At 67.4% G+C, this 22,975-nt stretch carries 12 protein-coding genes; 8 read left to right on the top strand and 4 right to left on the bottom strand.

Translation table 11 applies throughout. From position 1 onward, the window contains the following. The first annotated feature begins 381 nt into the window (after nucleotides 1-381). Nucleotides 382-15,357: a retention module-containing protein gene (locus SZ55_RS27735; protein WP_160298855.1), complete on the top strand. Its 14,976-nt coding sequence runs from the start codon at nucleotides 382-384 to the stop codon at nucleotides 15,355-15,357. Between the two features lie 105 nt (nucleotides 15,358-15,462). Continuing rightward, nucleotides 15,463-15,801, top strand: coding sequence for a hypothetical protein (locus SZ55_RS23640; RefSeq protein WP_044412584.1), 339 nt, complete (start codon nucleotides 15,463-15,465; stop codon nucleotides 15,799-15,801). Between the two features lie 13 nt (nucleotides 15,802-15,814). Here SZ55_RS23640 and SZ55_RS23635 read toward each other — a convergent pair whose 3' ends face one another. The 4 genes from SZ55_RS23635 to SZ55_RS23620 form a co-directional block, all read right to left on the bottom strand. Further along, nucleotides 15,815-16,309, bottom strand: coding sequence for a SprT family zinc-dependent metalloprotease (locus SZ55_RS23635; protein ID WP_044412581.1), 495 nt, complete (start codon nucleotides 16,307-16,309; stop codon nucleotides 15,815-15,817). Nucleotides 16,310-16,389: 80 nt separating this feature from the next. Next, nucleotides 16,390-16,986 (bottom strand): Yip1 family protein, encoded by a 597-nt coding sequence (locus tag SZ55_RS23630; RefSeq protein ID WP_044412579.1) that lies wholly within the window; start codon nucleotides 16,984-16,986, stop codon nucleotides 16,390-16,392. 150 nt (nucleotides 16,987-17,136) lie between these two features. Next, nucleotides 17,137-17,736, bottom strand: coding sequence for a Yip1 family protein (locus SZ55_RS23625; protein WP_044412634.1), 600 nt, complete (start codon nucleotides 17,734-17,736; stop codon nucleotides 17,137-17,139). A gap of 152 nt (nucleotides 17,737-17,888) precedes the next feature. After that, complete coding sequence (locus SZ55_RS23620; protein WP_044412576.1) at nucleotides 17,889-18,482, bottom strand: DNA-J related domain-containing protein; 594 nt, start codon at nucleotides 18,480-18,482, stop codon at nucleotides 17,889-17,891. Between the two features lie 143 nt (nucleotides 18,483-18,625). On the opposite strand from SZ55_RS23620, the gene ttcA reads away from it, so the two are divergent. The 6 genes from ttcA (at nucleotide 18,626) to SZ55_RS23590 (ending at nucleotide 22,975) form a co-directional block, all read left to right on the top strand. Next, the gene (ttcA, locus tag SZ55_RS23615; RefSeq protein ID WP_044412573.1) at nucleotides 18,626-19,450 is read left to right on the top strand and encodes a tRNA 2-thiocytidine(32) synthetase TtcA; all 825 of its coding nucleotides are present in this window, start codon (nucleotides 18,626-18,628) and stop codon (nucleotides 19,448-19,450) included. 12 nt (nucleotides 19,451-19,462) lie between these two features. Then, the gene (locus SZ55_RS23610; protein WP_044412570.1) at nucleotides 19,463-20,134 is read left to right on the top strand and encodes a DNA-3-methyladenine glycosylase I; all 672 of its coding nucleotides are present in this window, start codon (nucleotides 19,463-19,465) and stop codon (nucleotides 20,132-20,134) included. A 30-nt stretch (nucleotides 20,135-20,164) separates the two neighbouring features. After that, nucleotides 20,165-20,938 (top strand): NAD-dependent deacylase, encoded by a 774-nt coding sequence (locus SZ55_RS23605; RefSeq protein ID WP_044412566.1) that lies wholly within the window; start codon nucleotides 20,165-20,167, stop codon nucleotides 20,936-20,938. Between the two features lie 67 nt (nucleotides 20,939-21,005). Next, nucleotides 21,006-21,599, top strand: a complete 594-nt coding sequence (locus tag SZ55_RS23600; protein ID WP_044412563.1) for a C40 family peptidase — start codon at nucleotides 21,006-21,008, stop codon at nucleotides 21,597-21,599. A 164-nt stretch (nucleotides 21,600-21,763) separates the two neighbouring features. Beyond that, complete coding sequence (locus SZ55_RS23595; RefSeq protein WP_044412560.1) at nucleotides 21,764-22,294, top strand: C40 family peptidase; 531 nt, start codon at nucleotides 21,764-21,766, stop codon at nucleotides 22,292-22,294. Nucleotides 22,295-22,315: 21 nt separating this feature from the next. Next, the gene (locus SZ55_RS23590; RefSeq protein WP_044412557.1) at nucleotides 22,316-22,975 is read left to right on the top strand and encodes an O-methyltransferase; all 660 of its coding nucleotides are present in this window, start codon (nucleotides 22,316-22,318) and stop codon (nucleotides 22,973-22,975) included.

Here is a 22,975-nt window from a genome sequence, read left to right as displayed (position 1 = left end):
TAACATCAGAGCTAAGAACAACTTTTGACGGAGCTAAGAAATTTTTTTCACAACGGATATGCCGAAAAAATCTTATGCAGGTGCGGCAAACCGGCACATCTTGTTTTCCTGTCAGCCGCGGAATTCGGGCCTTTCAGGCATTCGCGGTCTGGTTTCAGGTGGTCAGTTGCGCGATTCGAGCCCTGGGGAGACGCGGTTTTTGCTGGAGCAGTTCGACACGGAAAATAAGTGACGTTTTTCTGTCGCGAATTTTTTGACCAAAAAATTGTCGCCCCGCCCCACGCATTTTTTCCCCCTTGAGCACCGCTCCTACGCAGCGCTGGCCCTATTCGAGAAGGGTTGTCGGCAGTGGTCGGCAGATGTGCGCTGGAGGAAGGATTCATGGCTACGGTAATCGGTGTCGTCAGGCAGGTCGTAGGCGAGGTGTTCGCGGTAGCAGGCGATGGAACGCGCCGGCCGTTGGTGGAAGGGGACCGGGTGTTTGCCGGTGAACAACTGGTTACCGGCGCCGAAGGCGCGGTGGCCATCAACCTGGCCAGCGGCGGCGAGCTGACCCTGGGGCGCGACAGCAGCACCACCCTGAGTACCCAGATGCTCAGTGCTGGAGGCGACAACGCGGCGCCGGTCGATCCCACTGCCGACGCCCAGCCGCAGCCCCCGAGCCAGCAGGAGCTGACCGACGTCGAGCAGCTGCAGGCCGCCATCGAGGCCGGCGTGGACCCGACCCTGGCCGCCGAGGCCACCGCAGCCGGCCCGGGCGCTGGCGGTGCCGGTGGCGCGGGCGGTGTGGGCGGCGGCCACTCCTTCGTGCTGCTGTCGGAAACCGGCGGTGCGGTGGACCCGACCATCGGCTTCCCCACCGGGCCGATCGACTTCACCCCGCTGTTCCCCGAGGGCGACATCCCCCCGCTGCCGGCCGATTCCACCCCCTCGCTGACGGTGGTGTTCCTCGACCAGTCCGGCACCGTGGTGACCGGCCCCGGCGTGGTGGATGAAGAGGCCCTCAACGGCGGCGAAGGCGGGGGCGGCAAGGCCGGCAGCAATGCCGGCAGCACTGCCGAGAGCACCTCCGGCAGCCTGGTGATCACCTCGCCAGACGGCATCGACCGCGTCGAGGTGCTGGACGTCAACGGCAACTGGATCAACGTCACCGGCGGCGGCACCGTGCAGGGCGCCTTTGGCGTGCTGGTGTTCGATGGCGCCGGCAATTGGACCTACACCCTCACCGACAACAGCCTCGACCACGGCAACCCCAACGCCACCGGCGCCGACGACCAGATCTTCGACAACTTCAGCGTGCGGGTCTTCGACCTGGACGGCGACGTGTCGCCCACCGTGCCCCTGACCGTGGCCATCAACGACGACGGCCCCACGGCCGGGCTGCAATTCAACCAGGAAGGCGGCTTCGTGGTGCTGGACGAGACCGCCGGCCTGCAGCCGGACAGCCAGGAAGTGCCCGGCCCGCTGGCGGTGTTCGCCTCGGTGGCCAATGCCTCTGCTGACATGCTGGCCTTCGCCCAGGGCAGTGGCCCGGTCGTCGTGGGGGCCTTTGACACGGGGGCTGACGAAGCCGGCTCCTCCGCGGTGTTTTCCCTGGCCCTGGGCGAGGGTGGTGGCGAAGGCGAGGGCGGCAGCGGCCTATTCACCACCGCCGGCAGCCCCATCACCCTGGCCCTGGAGAACGGCCTGGTGGTGGGCCGTGATGGCAGCGGCAATGCGGTGTTCGCCATCGCCATCGACCCGGATTCCGGGCAGCTCAGCGTGGTGCAGTACGAATCCCTGCGCCACCCCGACAGCGGCAGTGATGACGAGGGCCTGAACCTGTCCGGCCTGGTGCGGGCGGTGTTCACCGTCACCGACGGCGACGGCGACAAGGCCACCGCCAGTGCCGACATCGGCAGTGCCATCCGCTTCGAGGACGACGGTCCCACCGCAGTGATCCGCGTGACCGAGGGCGGCAGCGTGACCCTCGATGAAAGCGCCGGCCTGCAGAACGGCACGGCCACGCCCGGTGTCCCCGGCGATGCCGGCAACCAGGACACCAGCGACCCGGCCGTGGCCGCCCTGTTCAGCGGCGTGGCCAATGCCGGCAGCGACCTCGCCAGCCCCGGCTATGCCCAGAGCAACGGCCCGGTGGTGGATGTTTCCGGCAGCAGCACCGGCGAGGACGAGGAGGGCGCCACCACGGTGCTGAGCCTGTCCATCGTCGGCGGTGACGGCGCCGATTCCGGCCTGACCACCACCGACGGGCGCGCCATCGTCCTCAGCCTGGAAGGCGGGCTGGTGGTCGGGCGTATCGTCGGCGGCAGCTTCGACGGCCAGGCCGCGTTCGCCGTGGCCATCGGCCAGGACGGCACCCTCCAGGTCGCCCAGTACGTGTCGCTGTTCCACCCGGACACCAGCAGCGGCGATGACAGCGTCAGCCTCGCCGGCAAGATCAACGCCGTGGTCACCATCACCGATGGCGATGGTGACGTGGCCGTCGACCAGGTCGGCGTCGGCGGAGCCGTGCGCTTCGAGGACGACGCCCCCACCGCCAGTATCCAACTGGTGGAAGGCCGCAGCGTGACCCACGACGAAAGCCCCGAACTGCAGAACGGCACCACCACCCCGACCCCGGCTGGCGATGCCGACGACAACGACGTGGGCGGCAAGGCGGTCGCTTCGCTGTTCGACAGCGTGGCCAACGCCGGCACCGACCTGCTCGGCTTCGCCCAGAGCGAAGGCCCGCTGGTGAGCACCGCCGGCAGCAGCTTCGGCGAGGACCAGGAGGACGCCACCCTGGAACTCAGCCTGGCCATCACCGGTGGCAACGGCACCGATTCGGGCCTGACCACCACCGACGGCCAGGTGATCCGCCTGTACGTGGAGAACGGCCTGATCGTCGGCCGTGTCGAAGGCATCGACGGCCCCGGCCAGGCGGCCTTCGCCATCGTCCTCGGGGCCGATGGCACGGTGAGCGTGGCCCAGTACATGTCCCTGCATCACCCCGACACCGGCAGCGCTGACGAGTCGGTGGACCTGGCCGGCCTGATCAAGGCCGTGGTCACCGTGACCGATGGCGACGGCGACGTGGCCCGGAGCGAAGTGGACATCGGCGGTGCCGTGCGCTTCGAGGACGACGCGCCCAGCGCGGCCATCCAGGTCGTGGAAGGCCGCGTGGTGATCCACGACGAAACCCCCGGCCTGCAGAACGCCAGTGCCACCCCCGGCATCCCCGGCGATGCAGCCAACCATGACACCAGCAACCCGGCCGTCGCGGCGCTGTTCGCCAGCGTGGTCAACGCCGGTACCGGCCTGGCGGCGGGCTATGCCCAGAGCACCGGCGCGGTGGTGGACACCTCATCCAGCAACGTTGGCCAGGACCAGGAAGGCGCCACCACGGTGCTCAGCCTGTCCGTGCAGGACAGCGATTCGGGCCTGAAGGCCCTCGACGGCTCGTCCATCCTGCTCAGCGTCGAGAACGGCCTGGTGGTCGGCCGCGTATCCGGTGGCGCCCTCGATGGGCAAGCCGCGTTCGCCGTGGCCATCGGCCAGGACGGCACCCTCAGCGTGGCCCAGTACCTGCCGCTGCAGCACCTGGACGGCAGCAACGCCGACGACGCCCTGAGTCTCACCGGCAAGATCAACGCCGTGGTCACCGTGACCGATGGTGACGGCGACGTGTCCGTGGCCTCCACCGGCATCGGCGATGCCGTGCGCTTCGAGGATGACGGCCCCACCGCCAGCGACGTGCGTGCCGAAACCGTGCTGGACGACGAAGGCCTGGCCGGTGGCATCAACGGCGGCCCCGGCGATGCTGCCGGCGCCGACACCAGCACCAGCGGCAGCCTCGGCTACGACGGCGGCGCCGACGGCGTGAAGAGCGTGGAACTCACCGGCCCCAGCAGCCTGGGCAGCGAGAGCGTCACCTCCACCTGGGATGCCAGCACCAACACCCTGACCATCAGCTCCGCCCGGGGCGCGCTGATGACCGTGGTGCTCACCGACCCGGCCACCGGCGCCTACACGGTCAACCTGCTGCAACCGTTGATGCACCCGCAGGGCGGCACCGAGGACAACATCACCCTCAACGTCGGCTACAAGGTCACCGACGGTGACGGCGACAGCGCCAACGGCTCCCTCGCCGTGGTGATCAACGACGACTCGCCCAGCGTGCAGGCCAGCGAGCTGGACCTGAATTCCTCGGTGACCTTCCTCGGCACCAATGCCGGCTACTCCAACACCTACGGCTACTACATCAAGGGCGATGACGGCACGCCCCAGGGCGGCAAGATCATCTGGGCCAACGTGCACGACCAGAGCGTGGGCGACCAGGCCAGCCTCGATGGCCTGGACCCGGCCCACACCGGCTTCTTCATCATCCCCGACGGCGCCGCCAACGGCGGCCTGAGCAATGGCGCGGAGGTCACCTTCCAACTGGTGGGTGGCAAGTGGCAGGCCTTCATCGGCAGCACCCCGCTGGTGGGGGCCGACGGCGCCAACGTGCTGTTCAGCGACGCCGCCCTGAACCCCGGCGGTTCCCACCTGCAGGACACCGGCAGCGCCGGCAACCAGAACTGGGAGGACAAGACCGCCACCTCCGACTATGACTACAACGACGTCAGCGCCAACGTCACCTGGGGCTCGGCGATCCAGTTGCAGGTGGACGAATCCAACTTCGCCCAGGACGCCACCGCCAACTTCAGCGGAGTGTTCAACGTGCAACCCGGCGCCGACGGCGTGGGCAGCCAGACCTACAGCCTGAGCGTGCAGAACGCCAACTCCGGCCTGGTGGACACCGCCACCGGCGAGGCGGTGCTGCTGAGCCTCAACGGCTCGGTGATCGAAGGCCGTACCGCCGGCACCGGCGAGCTGGTGTTCACCCTCAGCGTGAACGCGGCCGGCACCGTCACCCTCGACCAGCAGCGCGCCGTGGTGCACCCCACCAGCGACGCCGACGAGGCCAAGTACCTGGGCGCCGGGCGTGTCAGCCTGACCCTCACCGTGGTGGACAAGGACGGCGACAGCGCCAGCGGCGCGGTGGACATCGGCAAGGTCATCAGCTTCAAGGACGATGGCCCGAGCATCAGCGCCGGCCAGGCCGGCGTCGCCAGCCTGGAGGTGGACGAAACCAGCCTCGGCATCGACGCCACCACCGATTTCAGCGGCGCCTTCACCAGCAGCTACGGCGCCGACGGTGCCGGCAGCATTGCCTACAGCCTGGCGGTGAGCGCCAACGGTGCCTCCAGCGGCCTGAAGGACAGCGCCACCGGCAGCGACATCAAGGTCTACCTGGAAGGCAACCAGGTGGTCGGGCGCGTGGGCGGCAGCGGCGGCGCCGTGGCCTTCACCCTGACCGTGGACAGCAGCGGCAAGGTCACCCTCGACCAGAAACTGGCCATCCAGCACAGCCCGGACGCCGGGCCGGACCAGGCCACCGGCCTGTCGGCAGCGGACCTGGTGAAACTGGTGGCCACCATCACCGACAAGGACGGTGACAGCAGCAGCGCCAGCCTCAACCTGGGTAATGCCATCAGCTTCCGCGATGACGCACCGGCTATTCGCGCGGTCTCCATCCCGGCGGACATCCTCCAGGTGGACGAAACCAACCTGGCCGGCGACGCCACCACCGACTTCAGTGGCGCCTTCATCCGCAACTACGGTGCCGACGGCCCCGGCACCACCTCCTACGCCTTGCAGGTCAGCGCCGACGGGGCCAGCAGCGGGCTGAAGGACACCGCCACCGGCAGCGACATCAAGGTCTACCTGGAAAGCGGCCAGGTGATTGGCCGCGTGGGTGGCCCTTCGGGCGCCATCGCCTTCACCGTCAGCGTGGACAGCAGCGGCAAGGTCACCCTCGACCAGCGCATCGCCCTGCAGCACAGCCCGGACAGCGGGCCGGACCAGGAGGTGAGCCTGGGCAGCGTCGACCTGGTGAAACTGGTGGCGACCATCACCGACAAGGACGGCGACTCCAGCAGTGCCAGCCTGAACCTGGGCGACGCCATCAGCTTCAAGGACGACGCGCCCGGCATCCGCGCGGTGGAGATCCCCTCGGACATCCTCCAGGTGGACGAGACCAACCTGGCCGGCGATGCCACCGCTGATTTCAGCGGCGCGTTCATCCGCAACTACGGCGCCGATGGCCCCGGCACCACCACCTATGCCCTGCAGGTCAGTGCCGATGGCGCCTCCAGCGGGCTGAAGGACACCGCCACCGGCAGCGACATCAAGGTCTACCTGGAAGGTGGCGAAGTGGTCGGCCGCGTGGGCGGCCCCTCGGGCGCCATCGCCTTCACCGTCAGTGTGGACAGCAGCGGCAAGGTCACGCTCGATCAGCGCATCGCCCTGCAACACAGCCCGGACAGCGGGCCGGACCAGGAAGTGAGCCTGGGCAGCGTGGACCTGGTGAAACTGGTGGCCACCATCACCGACAAGGACGGCGACAGCAGCAGCGCGACCCTCAACCTGGGCAACGCCATCAGCTTCAAGGACGACGCGCCGACCATCAGCTCCGGCCAGGCCGGCGTCGCCAGCCTGGAGGTGGATGAAACCAACCTGGCCATCGACGCCACCACCGACTACAGCGGCGCCTTCACCGGCAGCTACGGCGCCGACGGCGCGGGCAGCATCGCCTACAGCCTGGCCATCAGCGCCAGCGGCGCCAGCAGCGGGCTGAAGGACACCGCCAGCGGCAGCGACATCAAGCTCTACCTGGAAGGCGGGCAAGTAGTGGGCCGCGTGGGCGGCAGCGGCGGGGCAGTGGCCTTCACCGTAACCGTGGACAGCAGCGGCAAGGTCACCCTCGACCAGAAACTGGCCATCCAGCACAGCCCGGACGCCGGGCCGGACCAGGCCACCGGCCTGTCGGCAGCGGACCTGGTGAAACTGGTGGCCACCATCACCGACAAGGACGGTGACAGCAGCAGCGCCAGCCTCAACCTGGGTAATGCCATCAGCTTCCGCGATGACGCACCGGCTATTCGCGCGGTCTCCATCCCGGCGGACATCCTCCAGGTGGACGAGACCAACCTAGCCGGCGACGCCACCACCGACTTCAGTGGCGCCTTCATCCGCAACTACGGTGCCGACGGCCCCGGTACCACCACCTATGCCCTGCAGGTCAGCGCCGACGGTGCTTCCAGCGGACTGAAGGACACGGCCACCGGCAGCGACATCAAGGTCTACCTGGAGAGCGGCCAGGTGATTGGCCGCGTGGGTGGCCCCTCGGGCGCCATCGCCTTCACCGTCAGTGTCGACAGTACGGGCAAGGTCACCCTCGACCAGCGCATCGCCCTGCAGCACAGCCCGGACAGCGGGCCGGACCAGGAGGTGAGCCTGGGCAGCGTGGACCTGGTGAAACTGGTGGCCACCATCACCGACAAGGATGGCGACAGCAGCAGCGCGAGCCTCAACCTGGGCAACGCCATCAGCTTCAAGGACGACGCGCCGAGCATCAACGCCGGCCAGGCCGTGGCCGACAGCCTGCAGGTGGACGAAACCACCCTGGCCACCGACGCCACCACCGACTTCAGTGGTGCCTTCACCGGCAACTACGGGGCCGATGGCGCCGGCAGCATCGCCTACAGCCTGGCCGTGAGCGCCGAGGGTGCCAGCAGCGGGCTGAAGGACACCGCCAGTGGCAGTGACATCAAGCTTTACCTGGAGGGCGGCCAGGTGGTCGGCCGTGTGGGCGGCAGTGGCGGGGCCGTGGCCTTTACCCTGACCGTGGACAGCAGCGGCAAGGTGACCCTCGACCAGAGGCTGGCGATCCAGCACAGCCCGGACAGCGGCCCGGACCAGGAAGTCAGCCTGGCCGGTGCGGACCTGGTGAAACTGATAGCGACCATCACCGACAAGGACGGTGACAGCAGCAGCGCCAGCCTCAACCTGGGCCATGCCATCAGCTTCAAGGACGACGCGCCGAGCATCAGCGCCGGCCAGGCCGGCACGGGCAGCCTGCAGGTGGATGAAACCAACCTGACCGTCGACGCCACCACCGATTTCAGTGGCGCCTTCAGCGGCAACTACGGTGCCGACGGCGCGGGCAGCATCGCCTACAGCCTGGCCATCAGCGCCAGCGGTGCCAGCAGCGGGCTGAAGGACACCGCCAGCGGGACGGACATCAAGCTCTATTTGGAAGGCGGCCAGGTGGTGGGCCGTGTGGGCGGCAGCGGCGGGGCGGTGGCCTTCACTGTCACCGTCGACAACGCCGGCAAGGTCACCCTGGACCAGCGCATCGCCATCCAGCACAGCCCGGACGCCGGGCCGGACCAGGCCACCGGCCTTTCAGCGGCGGATCTGGTGAAACTGGTGGCGACCATTACCGACAAGGACGGCGACAGCAGCAGCGCCACCCTCAACCTGGGCAACGCCATCAGCTTCAAGGACGATGCGCCCACCATCAGCGCCGGCCAGGCCGGCGTCGCCAGCCTGCAGGTGGATGAAACCAACCTGGCCGTCGACGCCACCACTGATTTCAGTGGCGCCTTCAGCGGCAACTACGGTGCCGACGGCGCGGGCAGCATCGCCTACAGCCTGGCCATCAGCGCCAGCGGTGCCAGCAGCGGGCTGAAGGACACCGCCAGCGGCAGCGACATCAAGCTCTACCTGGAAGGTGGGCAGGTGGTCGGCCGCGTCGGAGGCAGCGGTGGGGCGGTGGCCTTCACCGTCACGGTTGACAGCACGGGCAAAGTCACCCTCGACCAGCGCATCGCCATCCAGCACACCCCCAACACCGGGCCGGACCAGGCCACCGGCCTGTCAGCGGCGGATCTGGTGAAACTGGTGGCGACGATCACCGACAAGGACGGTGACAGCAGCAGCGCCAGCCTCAACCTGGGCAACGCCATCAGCTTCAAGGACGATGCGCCGAGCATCAACGCTGGCCAGGCCGGCGTCGCCAGCCTGCAGGTGGATGAAACCAACCTGACCGTCGACGCCACCACTGATTTCAGTGGCGCCTTCTCCGGCAACTACGGTGCCGATGGTGCCGGCAGCCTCGCCTACAGCCTGGCCATCAGCGCCAGCGGTGCCAGCAGCGGCCTGAAGGACAGCGCCAGCGGCGGCGACATCAAGCTCTACCTGGAAAGCGGTCAGGTGGTCGGCCGCGTGGGCGGCAGCGGCGGGGCAGTGGCCTTCACCGTGACCGTGGACAGCGTCGGCAAGGTCACCCTCGACCAGAAACTGGCCCTCCTGCACACCCCGGACAGCGGGCCAGACCAGGCCACCGGCCTGTCGGCGGCGGACCTGGTGAAACTGGTGGCCACCATCACCGACAAGGACGGCGATTCCACCAGCACCAGCCTCAACCTGGGCAATGCCATCAGCTTCAAGGATGACGCGCCCACCGCCGGCAACATCGACGTGAAGCTGGACGACGATACCCTGGCCAACGGCAACCCCGGTGGCGTGGGCGACGACGTGGATGCGCAGAGCACCAGCGGCACGGTGGCCCACAGCTTCGGCGCCGACGGCGCGGGCTCGATCACCTGGCTCACCAGCGGTGCGCCCAGCGGTTTCACCTACGAGACCTCGGGCAGCAACCTGCTGGTCAAGCAGGGCGCCACCACGGTGCTGACCGTCACCCTCAACAGCACCAGCGGCGCCTACCAGGTGGTGCAGAACGCGCCCATCCGCCACCCGGACGGGCAGGACGAGAACAACGTCCAGTTCCAGCTGACCTACAAGGTCACCGACAAGGACGGCGACAGCGCCAACGGCACCCTGAGCCTGAGCGTGGACGACGACACCCCGGTGGCACGCAACGACGTGGCCACGGTGGCCGAGTCCAACGCGCCGGACATCAACATGGTGTTCGTGCTGGACTTCAGTGGCAGCATCGACAACACCGAGCTGAACCAGATGCTGGATGCCGTGAAAGCCGCCGCCCAGGCGCTGTTCCAGGGCACCCCGGGTGATGTGCAGATGCAGGTGGTGGCCTTCTCCTCCACCGCCCAGGCCTATGCACCGGTCACCTCCTATGCGGCTTTCGAGTCGCTGGTCAACTCGCTCAACCCGCTGGATGGCGGCACCCGGCCGTTCGACGGTGGCACCGACTTCACCGATGCCATCAAGGCCACCATCGCCAACTACGTGCCGCAGGCGGGGTGGAGCAACCAGGTGGTGTTCGTCAGCGATGGCAACCCCAACGAGCAGACCGGCACGGGCGGCAACGCCCTGGCCGATGCGACGTCCACCGCCTGGGCGCAGTTCATCGCCAACAACGGCCTCAACGTCACCACCGTGGGCGTGGGTAACGGCATCGACGATAGCAAGCTGCAGAACGTCGACCTCGACGGCAGCGGTTCGCCGATCCGCGTCGGCACCTTCGACCAGTTGGTGGATGCGCTGCTGACCGGCGTCAGTGCCGGCCAGGTGAGCGGCAACGTGCTCAAGGGCTCCGATGGCGTGGCCGGCACCGCCGACGACGACAGCTTCGGCGCCGACGGCAAGGGCGGCATCAACTCGGTGACCGTGAGCGGCGTGACCTACACCTGGAACGGCAGTGATGCTACCGCCCAGCTGTCGGTGAACACCGCCCTGGGCGGCAAGCTGCAGTTCAACTTCAAGACCGGCGACTGGAGCTACACCGCGCCCTCGGGCTTGACCGGCAATGTTTCGGAAGTGGTCGGCTACAGCATCAGCGACGCTGACAAGGACGGCACCAACGGCCAACTGACCATCAACGTGACGGCCACCAACGATGCCCCGGTGGCGGTGAACGACACCTTCACCACCGCCGAGGACAGCCCGCTGACCATCACCGCCGACGGCCTGTTCGGCAGCGACGGCACCGGGCCGGTGAACGACCGCGACAGCGACTCTGGCAGCTTCACCGCCATCAAGGTGACCCAGCTGGCGAGCAACGGCGTGCTCACCCTCAACGGTGTGGCGGTGACGCTGAACCAGGTGATCTCGCTGTCCGACATCAACGCCAACAAGCTGGTGTTCGTGCCCGACGGCAACGAGAACGGTGCGCCCTACGCCACCTTCAAGTACCAGGTGAGCGATGGCACCACCTTCAGCAACGCGGCCACGGTGACCATCAACGTGACGGCGGTGAACGATGCGCCGGTGGCCGTGGATGACAACCTCACCACTGCCGAGGACACCTCACTGACCATCACCACCACGGCCCTGTTCGGCTCGGACGGCACCGGCCCGCTGAACGACAGCGACGTGGATTCGGCCAGTTTCACCACCATCCGCATCACCCAGCTGGCCAGCGACGGCGTGCTGAAGCTCAACGGCGTAGCGGTGACCCTGAACCAGGTGATCAGCCTGGCGGACATCACCGCCGGCAAGCTGGTGTTCGTGCCGGACAGCAACGAAAACGGCTCGCCCTATGCCACCTTCCAGTACCAGGTGAGCGACGGCAGCCTGTACAGCAACGCCGCCACGGTGACCATCGCCGTGACCCCGGTGAACGATGCGCCGGTGGCGGTGAACGACACCTTCAGCACCAACGAGGACACGGCGGTGACCATCACCAGCGCTGGCCTGTTCGGCAGCGATGGCACCGGCCCGGTGAACGACAGCGACATCGACTCGGGCAGCTTCACCGCCATCCGCATCACCCAGCTGGCCAGCGACGGTGTACTGAAGCTCAACGGCGTGGCAGTGACCCTGAACCAGGTGATCAGCGCGGCGGACATCGATGCCGGCAAGCTGGTGTTCGTGCCCGATGGCAACGAGAACGGCACGCCCTACGCGACCTTCCAGTACCAGGCCAGCGATGGCAGCGCCTACAGCAACGTGGCCACGGTGACCATCAATGTGGCGGCGGTGAACGATGCGCCGGTGGCGGTCAACGACACCTTCAGCACCACTGAAGACAACGCCGTGACCATCACCAGTGCCGGGCTGTTCGGCAGTGACGGCACCGGCCCGCTGAACGACAGCGACGTCGATTCCGGCAGCTTCGCCAACATCAAGGTGACCCAGCTGGCCACCGACGGCGTGCTGAAGCTCGATGGCGTGGCGGTGACCCTGAACCAGGTGATCACCATCGCCGACATCGCCGCCGGCAAGCTGGTGTTCGTGCCCGATGGCAACGAGAACGGCGCGCCCTATGCCACCTTCCAGTACCAGGTGAGCGACGGCAGCCTCTACAGCAACACTGCCACCGTGACCATCAATGTGGCGGCGGTGAACGACGCCCCCGTGCTGGACCTGGACGCCAACAACAGCAGCGGCGCCACCGGGGCCGACTACCGCACCACCTTCACCGAAGGCCAGCCGGCGGTGGCCATCGCCGACCTGGACAGTCAGATCACCGACGTCGACGGCAGTACCATCGCCTCGGCCAAGGTGGTGCTGACCAACGCCCAGGCGGGCGATGTGCTCAGTGCCACCGGCATGCCGGCCGGCATTACGGCGGTGGTGGACACCAGCGTGGCCGGCAAGATCACTGTCACCCTCACCGGCGTGGCCAGCCAGGCCACCTACGAGACGGCGCTGGAGGCGATCCGCTTCTCCAACACCAGCAACACGCCGAGCACCACCCCGCGTGACGTGACGGTGACGGTGAGCGACGGCGCCACCGACTCCAACACCGCCCACACCACCATCAACGTGGTGGCCGTGGACAACGGGCCGGACGCGAAGGACGACGTGGCCAGCGTGGTGGAAGGGCACGGCCAGGACTTCAACGTGGTCTTCGTGCTGGACTTCAGCGGCAGCATCGACAACACCGAGCTGAACCAGATGCTCAGTGCGGTGCGCCAGGCCGGCAGCGAGCTGTTCGACGGCACCAGCGGGCATGTGCAACTGCAGATCGTGGCCTTCTCCTCGACGGCCACCTCCTATGCGCCGGTCACCAGCGTGGAGGCGTTCTCGGCGCTGATCGCCAGCCTCAACCCCGCCGAGGGCGGTACCCGGCCGTTCGCCGACGGCACCGACTTCACCGCGGGCATCCAGGAAACCATGGGCGTGTACCAGCCGATTGCCGGCTGGAGCAACCAGGTGGTGTTCATCAGTGACGGCAACCCCAACGAGCAGACCGGCAGCGGTGGCAACTCGCTGACCGATGCCACGTCGACGGCCTGGAACAATTTCGTCGACAACAACGGCATCAACGTCACCACGGTGGGTATCGGCGACGGCATCAACACCGCGCGCCTGCAGGACGTCGACCTCGACGGCCAGGGCTCGCCGCTGAGCGTCTCCGGCTTCGGCCAACTGGTGGATGCGCTGCTGGGGCAGGTGGTTGGCGGCGATGTGACCGGCAACGTGCTCAAGGGCTCCGATGGCGTGGCCGGCACCGCCGACGACGACAGCTACGGGCCGGACGGTGCGGGCTACATCAAGTCCATCACCATCGGCAGCATCACCTACACCTGGAACGGCAGCAGCACCATCACCCCGAGCAGCGGTTCGCCCATCAGCGGCAACCAGCTCACCGGGATCGACACGCCGCTGCACGGCAAGCTGACCTTCAACTTCGCCACCGGGGCCTGGAGCTACGTGGCGCCGGAGGGACTCACCGCCAACGTCACCGAGCAGTTCAGCTACACCCTGGTGGACAGTGACGGCACCCCGGACAGCGCCAACCTGACCATCAACGTGATCGACGCCAACAGCCCGCCGGCCGGTGCCGACGCCACCCTGAGCCTGCTGGAGGACACCAGCCATGTGCTGACGGCGGCCAACTTCGGCTTCTCCGACAGCGAGGGCAACAGCCTGGCGGCGGTGAAGATCACCACGCTGCCCACGGCCGGCACGCTGCTGCTCAACGGCAGCGCCATCAGCGCCGGGACCTTCGTCTCGGCCGCCGACCTGGCAGCCGGCAAGCTGGTGTTCAGCCCGGCGGCCAACGCCAATGGCAACGGCTATGCGAAGTTCACCTTCCAGGTGCAGGACAACGGTGGGACGGCCAACGGCGGGGTCAACCTGGACCCGAACCCGAACACCATCACCTTCAACGTCACCCCGGTGAACGATGCGCCGACCGCCGACATCAGCCGGCTTACCTACAGCATCGGTGAGAAGAGCAGCCTGACCCTCAGCGGCACCGGCATGAGCGTGGGTGACGTGGACGGCGGCAGCGACCTGCGCACCGTGACCCTGGCGGTGGCCCAGGGCGCGCTGACCGTCTCGGCGGGCAACAGCGGGGTGACCAACATCACCGGCAACGGCACGTCGCAGGTGACCTTCCGCGGCACCCTGACCCAGCTGAACAACCTGCTGGGGGGCATCGATACCGGGCCGGGCTCGGCGGGGAGCATTTCCTTCCTGGCCAGCACCAACACGGCGGCTGCGGTGGCGCTGATGCTGATGATCAACGACGCCGGCGCCATAGGAGGTGGCGCGCTGACGGCGGTGGACACGGCGACCATCAACGTCACCCTGGTGAACGATGCACCGACGCTGACCGGCGATTCGCTGATCACCAACGTGGCCTCGGGGGTCACGGTGCCGGTGCCGGAATGGGCACTGCTGTACAACGACACCGACCCGGACACCAGCACCTTGCACATCAGTACCGTGGGCAGTGCCAGCGGCATGACCGCGACCTTGGCGGCCGGGGTGGTTAGCGTCACCGACACCGGCACGCTGGGGGGCTCCTTCAGCTACATCGCCGAGTCGACGGCTGCCTCGGTCAGCCTGACCCGTGACACCGACGGGATCCTCGATGGCAACAGCAGCGACAACCTGCTGGTGGACGGCCTGGCGGGTGGGCACACCCTCAACGGCAACGGTGGCAACGACGTGCTGCTGGGCAACGACGGCGACGACACCCTCAACGGCGGGGCCGGCAACGACCTGCTGGTGGGCGGTTCCGGCAATGACTACCTGGACGGCGGCAGTGGCACCGACACCGCCGGCTACCAGGACGCCACGGCCGGGGTCAACGTCAGCCTGGGCATCACCGGGCAGCAAAACACCGGCGGGGCAGGGCTGGACACCCTGGTGAACATGGAGAACCTGACGGGCTCGAACTTCAACGACACCCTCACTGGCAACAGCGGGGCCAACGTGCTCAGCGGGCTGGCCGGCAACGACACGCTGATCGGCGCGGGTGGCAACGACACCCTCACCGGCGGCGACGGCGCCGATACCTTCAAGTGGCTGCTGGGCGACACCGGTACCACCCACATCACCGACTTCACCAAGGGTGTGGATGCGCTGGACCTGTCGCAGCTGCTGACCGGGGAACAGGCCAACCTGGGTAGCCTGAGCCAGTACCTGACCTTCAGCTTCGGCACCAACACCACCATCACGGTGGACAGCAACGGCAGTGGTAGCGGTACGGGCGGGCCGACCATCGTGCTCGATGGCATCAACCTGCAGGCAGCCTACGGCGCAGCCGATGCGGCGGGGGTGATCAGCGGGATGCTGGGTGACGGCACGCTGAAGACCGATACGGTCTGATGCGGAGCAGGGCCCGCCTCCTTTTGGGGGCGGGCCTTTTCACGTGTGGATGGGCCGCGCGCGGGGCGGTGGCTGTTCCTTCCTGGGCTACAGAGGGTGAAGTCGATGGTCTACGTACAACGAGACGAGCGGGGCCGGGTGCTGCGGGTGGAACACGAGGCCTTCCCGGGGATGACCCACCGGGTGCCGGAAGCCGACCCGGAGGTGCGCAGCTGGCTGGCGAGCCGCTCGCTGCACGAGCACCTGCTGTCGCTGCAGCATTCGGACCTGGAGCTGGTGCGGGTCATCGAGGACCTGGTGAACGTGCTGGTGGACCGTGGGGTGATGCGCTTCACCGACCTGCCCGAGGCCGCGCGCAACAAGCTGCAGCACCGGGCCAACACCCGGGCGCAGGTGGAGGGGTTGTCGGGGCTGGTGCCGGATGATGGGGCACTGCCGTATTGAGGGCAGGAACGGTCTATTCCTGCCGCTGCTCCCCGCTGAAGCGCAGGGTGGCCCGGCAGCGCCGGCAGAAGTAGCGGCGCCCTCGGCCGACCAGGGCGTGGCGCTGGGGCGAGAAGGGGAATTCGCCGTCGGGGCAGGCGCAGAGGTAGATGAAGCGGTTCACCGTGCGGCGCTGCACTTCGTAGCTGTGGCAGCGGTTGGGCGGCAGTTCGTAGACGCCGCGCATGATCAGCTGCCATTCCTCGCCATGGGGCTGGATGCGCGGGCCGAACAGTTGATGGGCGACCAGGTGGGCGACTTCGTGGGCGACGGTCTGGCGCAGGAAGTCCTCGCGGTTCTCCCGGTACAGCTGCAGGTTGAAGCGCAGGCGGTTTTCGGTCAGGTGGGCGACGCCGGCCTTCTGGCCGCGCAGCTTGAAGCTGACCTCGGGGCGGGTGAACGGGCGTTGGAAGAAGGCTTCTGCCTGCTGGTAGCAGGCTTCGACGCGGGCGTGTAACAGCTCGGGCATAAGGGGCACTCCAGAGTGCGGCGATTATGTCCAAAGCGGTGGACGCCCGCTGCGTTCTCCTGCCGAGTGGTGCGACCGGGTCAGCGGTATTCCGGGGTCAGGTAGAGGTGCCAGTGGAGGATCACCGAGACCAGCACGTTCACCAGCACCAGCAGCCCGACGCCCCAGATCGAGGAGGCGTAGAGGAAGGCCTGCTCACGGTTCAGGCGCATGAACACCGGGGTGCCCAGGTAGAGCAGGACGCTGGCATAGGCGCCGGCCAGGCCCAGGACCAGCACGGCCAGCCAGCGGGTGGGGTAGAGCGCGGCGAGCCCGGCGATGAACAGCGGGGTGGCGGTGTAGGCGACGAAGCCGACGCATTCGTTGAAGCCGGGGCGGGTTTCGAAGGCTCGCGCCATCCAGCGCACGAAGGCGCCCATCAGCAGGGTGCCGAGCACGGCGGCCAGGTACAGGCCGGCGCACAGCTCCAGGGCGCTGGCGGTGTCGAGGCGCACCACTTCGTCCTCGGCCAGGCTCCAGCCGACCACGGTGGTGCCGATGTAGAGGCTGATGGCGGGGATGAGGGCGAGCAGCAGCAGGTGCCCGAGGTAGTGCAGCGGGTTGCGGGTCTCCTGGGCGCGGATGTCCTGCCAGGCTTGCTCGGGGCGGGTGAAGAGGGTGAGCAGGTGCGGGGCCATGTCCGTCTCCTTCTGTTCCGGTGGTCGGGCGCGGGCCCGGTCTCGAAGGGTTGGAGGACGGCGGCGGGGGAGGTTTCAACTTTTCCGGCGAATGGTACGGCGCACAGCAAAGGGCCACCCCGTGGGGTGGCCCGGTTCACGGCAAGACGGTCAGCGTATGTAGACGGGGCCGACGCCCATGCCCCAGAGGATGACGGAGGTGGCGATCATGGCCACCAGCACCACCAGGCCCACCGCCAGCACGGAGCTGGAGAAGAGGAAGCCTTCGTCCTGCGGGATGTTCATGAAGGTCGGTATGCCCACGTAGAGCAGGTACACCGTGTAGCAGATGGCGGCGGTGCCGATGACCATGCCCAGCCACAGGTGCGGGTAGAGCGCGGCCAGGCCACCGATGAACAGCGGGGTGGCGGTGTAGGCAGCGAAGACGATGCACTCGGTCAGGCTCGGCGAGGCGTCGTAGGTGCGCGCCATCCAGTGGATGAAGGCGCCCATGACGGCGACGCCGGCGAGCATGGCCAGGTAGGACAGCACCGTCATCTGCAGGGCGCTGGATGGTGTGAGTAGCACGGGATCGCCCTTGCCGATCACCCAGCCGACCTGGGTGGTACCGATGTAGGCGGAGATCGCGGGTATGGCAGCGAGGATCAGGATGTGGGTGAGGTACATGTGGCTGATGCTTTCTTCTTCGCCACGAATGTCCTGCCATTCCTGATCGGGATGGGTGAAGAGCCCCCAGACGTGATGGATCATGCTGAACACCTCCTCTCTTTTATGAGACCGCCCCCTGTTCGGGGCGCGGGGTGCGGGCCTGCCGGTGGGCTTGGCCTGCGACCTTGTGTCGCAGTATAGGGCAGGCTGGAGGCCGCGCAGCTCGGGGCTTTAGAGCAAATCGCGCTTAACCCTCAGTGGTAATAGCGTTGCAATATTTCCATCGCCTTGTTGATCGACTGCAGGCGGCTGGTGCTGCCGCCCCGGTCGGGGTGGTGCAGGCTGACCAGCTGGCGGTAGCGGCGGCGGATCACGGCGAGGTCCAGCGGGGCCTCGGTGTCCAGCTCGAACAGCTCCAGGGCGGCGCGCTTCTCTTCGCCGCCCTGCATGCGCGTCCAGAAGCTGGCCAGCAGGCGGTCGACGTCGCGCTCGGTGGTGTCGCGCAGCTGGTTCATGTCCAGGTAGTAGGCGCGCAGCGGGTCGGGCGCCTCCAGGGCGGCCTCGCCGGCCTGGTAGGGCAGCAGCTGGATGTGCAGGGCGCCGATGGCCAGCCAGCCGCTGCGTTCGGCCAGCAGGCGGTCGCGCAGACGATAGAGGGCGTTGAACAGCAGGAAGTGGGTGCGGAACAGCACCAGGTGGTCGTTCAGGCCGAGCTGGGGGATGTGGGTGCTGTGGCCGGCCTTGAGGCGCTTGATCAGCTCGAACTCGCCGAGGCCGTCGGGGGCGGCGCGCAGCAGGTCGAGCACCTGGTCGGCGAGGTCCTGGGTGGGGTCGAGGTCGTGATTCATCGGGCGAGCCTAGCAGGTTGTGCTGCACGGGGAATGCGACGCGGGCCGCAGGTGGTCGCCCGGGCTCTGGAGGGGCTGGGGCGGCGCGTGCTTTGTGCGTAAAATGGCCAGCTTTTCGCATCGCACCCGGACTCCAGAGCACCATGGGCACCCTTTCGGTCAACCAGAACAAGCTGCAGAAACGCATCCGTCGCCAGGCCGGCGAGGCCATCGCCGACTTCAACATGATCGAGGACGGCGACAAGGTGATGGTCTGCCTGTCCGGCGGCAAGGACAGCTACACCATGCTGGACGTGCTGCTGTACCTGCAGAAGGTCGCGCCGATCAAGTTCGAGATCGTCGCCGTGAACATGGACCAGAAACAGCCGGGCTTCCCCGAGCACGTGCTGCCGCAGTACCTGGAGTCCATCGGCGTGCCGTACCACATCATCGAGAAGGACACCTACTCGGTGGTGAAGGAGAAGATCCCGGAGGGCAAGACCACCTGCTCGCTGTGCTCGCGCCTGCGCCGGGGCACTCTTTATACGTACGCCGACGAGATCGGGGCGACCAAGATGGCGCTGGGGCACCACCGCGACGACATCCTGGAGACCTTCTTCCTCAACATGTTCTACGGCGGCACGCTTAAGGCGATGCCGCCGAAGCTGCTGGCCGACGACGGGCGCAACGTGGTGATCCGCCCGCTGGCGTACTGCAACGAGGCGGACATCGAGGCGTACTCGCGGCTGAAGGAGTTCCCGATCATCCCGTGCAACCTGTGCGGCTCCCAGGAGAACCTGCAGCGCCAGGTGGTGAAGGAGATGCTCAACGAGTGGGAGCGCAAATCGCCGGGCCGTACCGAGATCATGTTCCGCGCCCTGCAGAACGTGGTGCCGTCGCAGCTGGCGGACCGCAACCTGTTCGACTTCGTCAACCTGCGCATCGACGAGACCGCCACGCCCCGTACCCTCGACCTGGTGAACCTCTGACGGAGCGCCTGCATGCGTGACTACCGCTGGCTGCACGAGTACTGCCTGAACCGCTTCGGCTCCGCCGAGGCGCTGGAGGCGCGCCTGCCGCAGCCCCGCTCCGACGGGGAGCTGCGCTCGATCCCCGATGACCGCTACCTGTCGCTGCTGGCGCTGCGGGTGTTCCGTGCCGGGCTCAAGCACAGCCTGGTGGATGCCAAGTGGCCGGCCTTCGAAGAGGTGTTCTTCGGCTTCGACCCGCAGAAGGTGGTGCTGATGAGCGCCGAGCACCTGGAGCGGCTGATGCAGGACACCCGGCTGATCCGCCACCTGGGCAAGCTCAAGAGCGTGCCGCGCAACGCCCAGTTCGTGCTGGACGTGGTGCGGGAGAAGGGCAGCTTCGGGGCGCTGATCGCCGACTGGCCGGTGACCGATGTGGTCGGCCTGTGGAAGTACCTGGCCAAGCACGGCAACCAGCTGGGCGGGCTGTCGGCGCCGCGCTTCCTGCGGATGGCCGGCAAGGACACCTTCATCCCCACCGATGACATGGTGGCGGCGCTGAAGGCCCAGGGCGTGATCGACAAGGCGCCTACCAGCCAGAAAGACCTGGCCCTGGTGCAGGCAGCGTTCAACCGCTGGCACGAGGAAAGCGGCCGACCGCTGTGCCAGCTCTCGGTGATGCTGGCGCATACCGTCAACCATTGATCAAGGCCGCAAGGCCAGGGAGTGCAGCCGATGGACCTGAGCAGCCGAATCCGCCGCGTCGCCGAGGCCTTGTCGCGGGCCGAGCGCATCCTGGTGATCACGGGGGCGGGCCTTTCGGCGGACTCCGGCCTGCCGACCTACCGCGGGCTGGGCGGGCTCTACAACGGCGTGACGGAGGAGGGCATCCCGATCGAGGAGGCCATCTCCGGGCCGATGCTGCAGCGCGACCCGGCGCTGTGCTGGAAGTACCTCGCCCTGCTGGGGCGCGCCTGCCTGGCGGCCCGCCCCAACGGAGGGCACCGGGCCATCGCCCGCTTGCAGGCGCTCAAGCCCCAGTGCTGGGTGCTGACCCAGAACATTGACGGCTATCACCGCCAGGCGGGCTCGCCGGCGGAGCGGCTGATCGAGATCCACGGCGAGATGGCGCCGCTGTTCTGCCAGTCCTGCGGCCGGGAGAGCGACCACGTGTCGCAGTACCTGGAACGGGAATTGCCTCCCCGTTGCGACGGGTGCGGTGGTATCCTCCGCCCCCCTGTCGTGCTGTTCGGCGAAATGTTGCCGGAACACGCCATCGACACCCTCTACGCGCAACTGCGCCAGGGCTTCGATGCGGTGCTTGCAGTGGGCACCACGGCTGGCTTCCCGTACATTTCCGAGCCCGTCCTGCGCACTCGCCAGCAGGGCGGCTTCACGGCGGAGATCAATCCCGCCGTCACCGATCTCTCCCCCGTCGTCGATGTTCATCTCAAGGGTCGCGCCTTAGATGTTCTGGAAGAACTCCTGAGTCACATTTCGATCGATTAAATTTGCAAATCAGATCGATAGAGGGCATAGTCGCGCCTTCATTTAAAAATTCGACACGGTCGTGCCCATGCTCAAGCGCTTCGCACCCCTCGTGCCCCTCGCATTCGCTATTTTGTTGACCGCCTGCGCCGGTGTTTCGCCCAAACCGCAATCGGTCGCCATCCAGGAACCCCAGGTCGAAGAACCTACCGACCAGGAACTGGCTGATTTCACCGACGACAAGCCCTACGAGCTGCCGTCGCTGGCTGATGGCCTTCTGGAACGTGGCTTCGAACTGATCGGCACGCCCTACCGCTTCGGTGGCCGTTCCGAGAAGACCGGTTTCGATTGCAGCGGTTTCGTCGGCTTCCTGTTCAAGGAAGAGGCGGGCATCCAGCTGCCGCGCTCCACGCGCGAAATGATCAACCTCGACGCCCCGCTGGTTTCCCGCAATGAGCTGAAGCCCGGTGACATCGTCTTTTTCAACAACCGTGGCCGTGGTCGCGTCAGCCACGCCGGCATCTACATCGGCGACGACCAGTTCATCCACTCCTCCAGCCACCGCAGCGGCGGTGTGCGGGTCGACAGCCTGGATGACCGCTACTGGAGCGCCAGCTACATGGAAGCCAAGCGCGTACTCGCCCAGGCTTCCCCGCAGCCGACCCACCCGCTGCACCGCTGATCGATCGGCTTCACCTGACGGCCCGGACATTGTCCGGGCCGTTTCGTTTGTGGCATCCGTTGCCGGTCGTCGCTGGGGCCGCGCTGAAAGATGGCTTTTTGCTTGCATTATTCGAACTGGATCAGCACATTAGCGTGCAAACCTCAAGTCGGGACTGACTTGCCATGCGCGCCTTCCTCCGTTTTTCCCTCATCGCCCTGGCTGCCACCCTCGCTGCCTGTTCCGGCCACGCCCCGACTCCCGAGCCCGTCTACACCCCGCCCGTCTTCAGCAATGCCCAGAGTTCGCCCGAGGCCGAGGACGTGCTGTTCCGTGCGCTGGGCCTGGTGGGCACGCCCTACCGCTACGGCGGCAACACCCCCGACAGCGGGTTCGATTGCAGCGGCCTGATCGGCTACGTGTACCGCGACGCCGCTGGCATCCAGCTGCCGCGCTCGACCCGCGAGCTGATCGCCATGCGGGCGCCCGACGTCGGGCAGGATGCATTGCAGAGCGGTGACCTGGTGTTCTTCGCCACCAATGGCGGCAGCCAGGTCAGCCATGCCGGCATCTACGTCGGCGAGGGGCGCTTCGTCCATGCGCCGTCGAGCGGCGGAACGGTGCGCCTGGACAGCCTGTCCAATCGCTACTGGCAGAAGAGCTACCTGAATGCCAAGCGCGTGCTGGCGGAGCCGAGGCTGGCCCGCACTCCCTGACGGCTTACCTGCGGTCCCGCCATGACCAACCGAACCCTGGCCCTCGACGACGCCCTCCACCGTTACCTCCTCGATGTCAGCCTGCGCGAGTCGCCCCTGCTGGAGCGCCTGCGTGCCGAAACGGCTGCCCTGCCGACGGCCAACTGGCAGATCGCCCCGGAGCAGGGGCAGTTCATGGCATTGCTGGTGCGCCTCATGGGCGCGCGGCGAGTTCTCGAGGTCGGCACCTACACCGGCTACAGCGCCCTGGTGATGGCTGAGGCGCTGCCTGAGGACGGTCGGGTGGTCTGCCTGGACCGGGCGGGGGATTACCACGCCATTGCCCGGCGCTACTGGCACGAAGCCGGCGTCGAGGCGCGCATCCAGCTGCGCACAGGCGAAGCCCTGGCCTGCCTGGAGGCGCTTGAGCGGGAGGGGGGCGAGGCGTTCGACCTCGTCTTCATCGATGCCGACAAGGCCAACTACCCGCGCTACCTGGAGCATGCCTTGCGCCTGGTGCGTCGCGGCGGGCTGGTGCTGTTCGACAACGTGCTGTGGAGCGGCCGTGTGCTGCAGGCCGAGCCCGACAGTGACGACACCCGTGGCATCCAGGCGCTCAACCGTGCCTTGAAGGCGGATCCGCGGGTGGAGCTCAGCCTGCTGCCCTTGGGTGATGGCCTGACCCTGTGCCGCAAGCGCTGA

The organism is Pseudomonas sp. FeS53a (assembly GCF_000931385.1).
Classification (GTDB): Bacteria; Pseudomonadota; Gammaproteobacteria; order Pseudomonadales; family Pseudomonadaceae; genus Metapseudomonas; species Metapseudomonas otitidis.
This window is presented reverse-complemented; position numbering and strand designations above follow the sequence as displayed.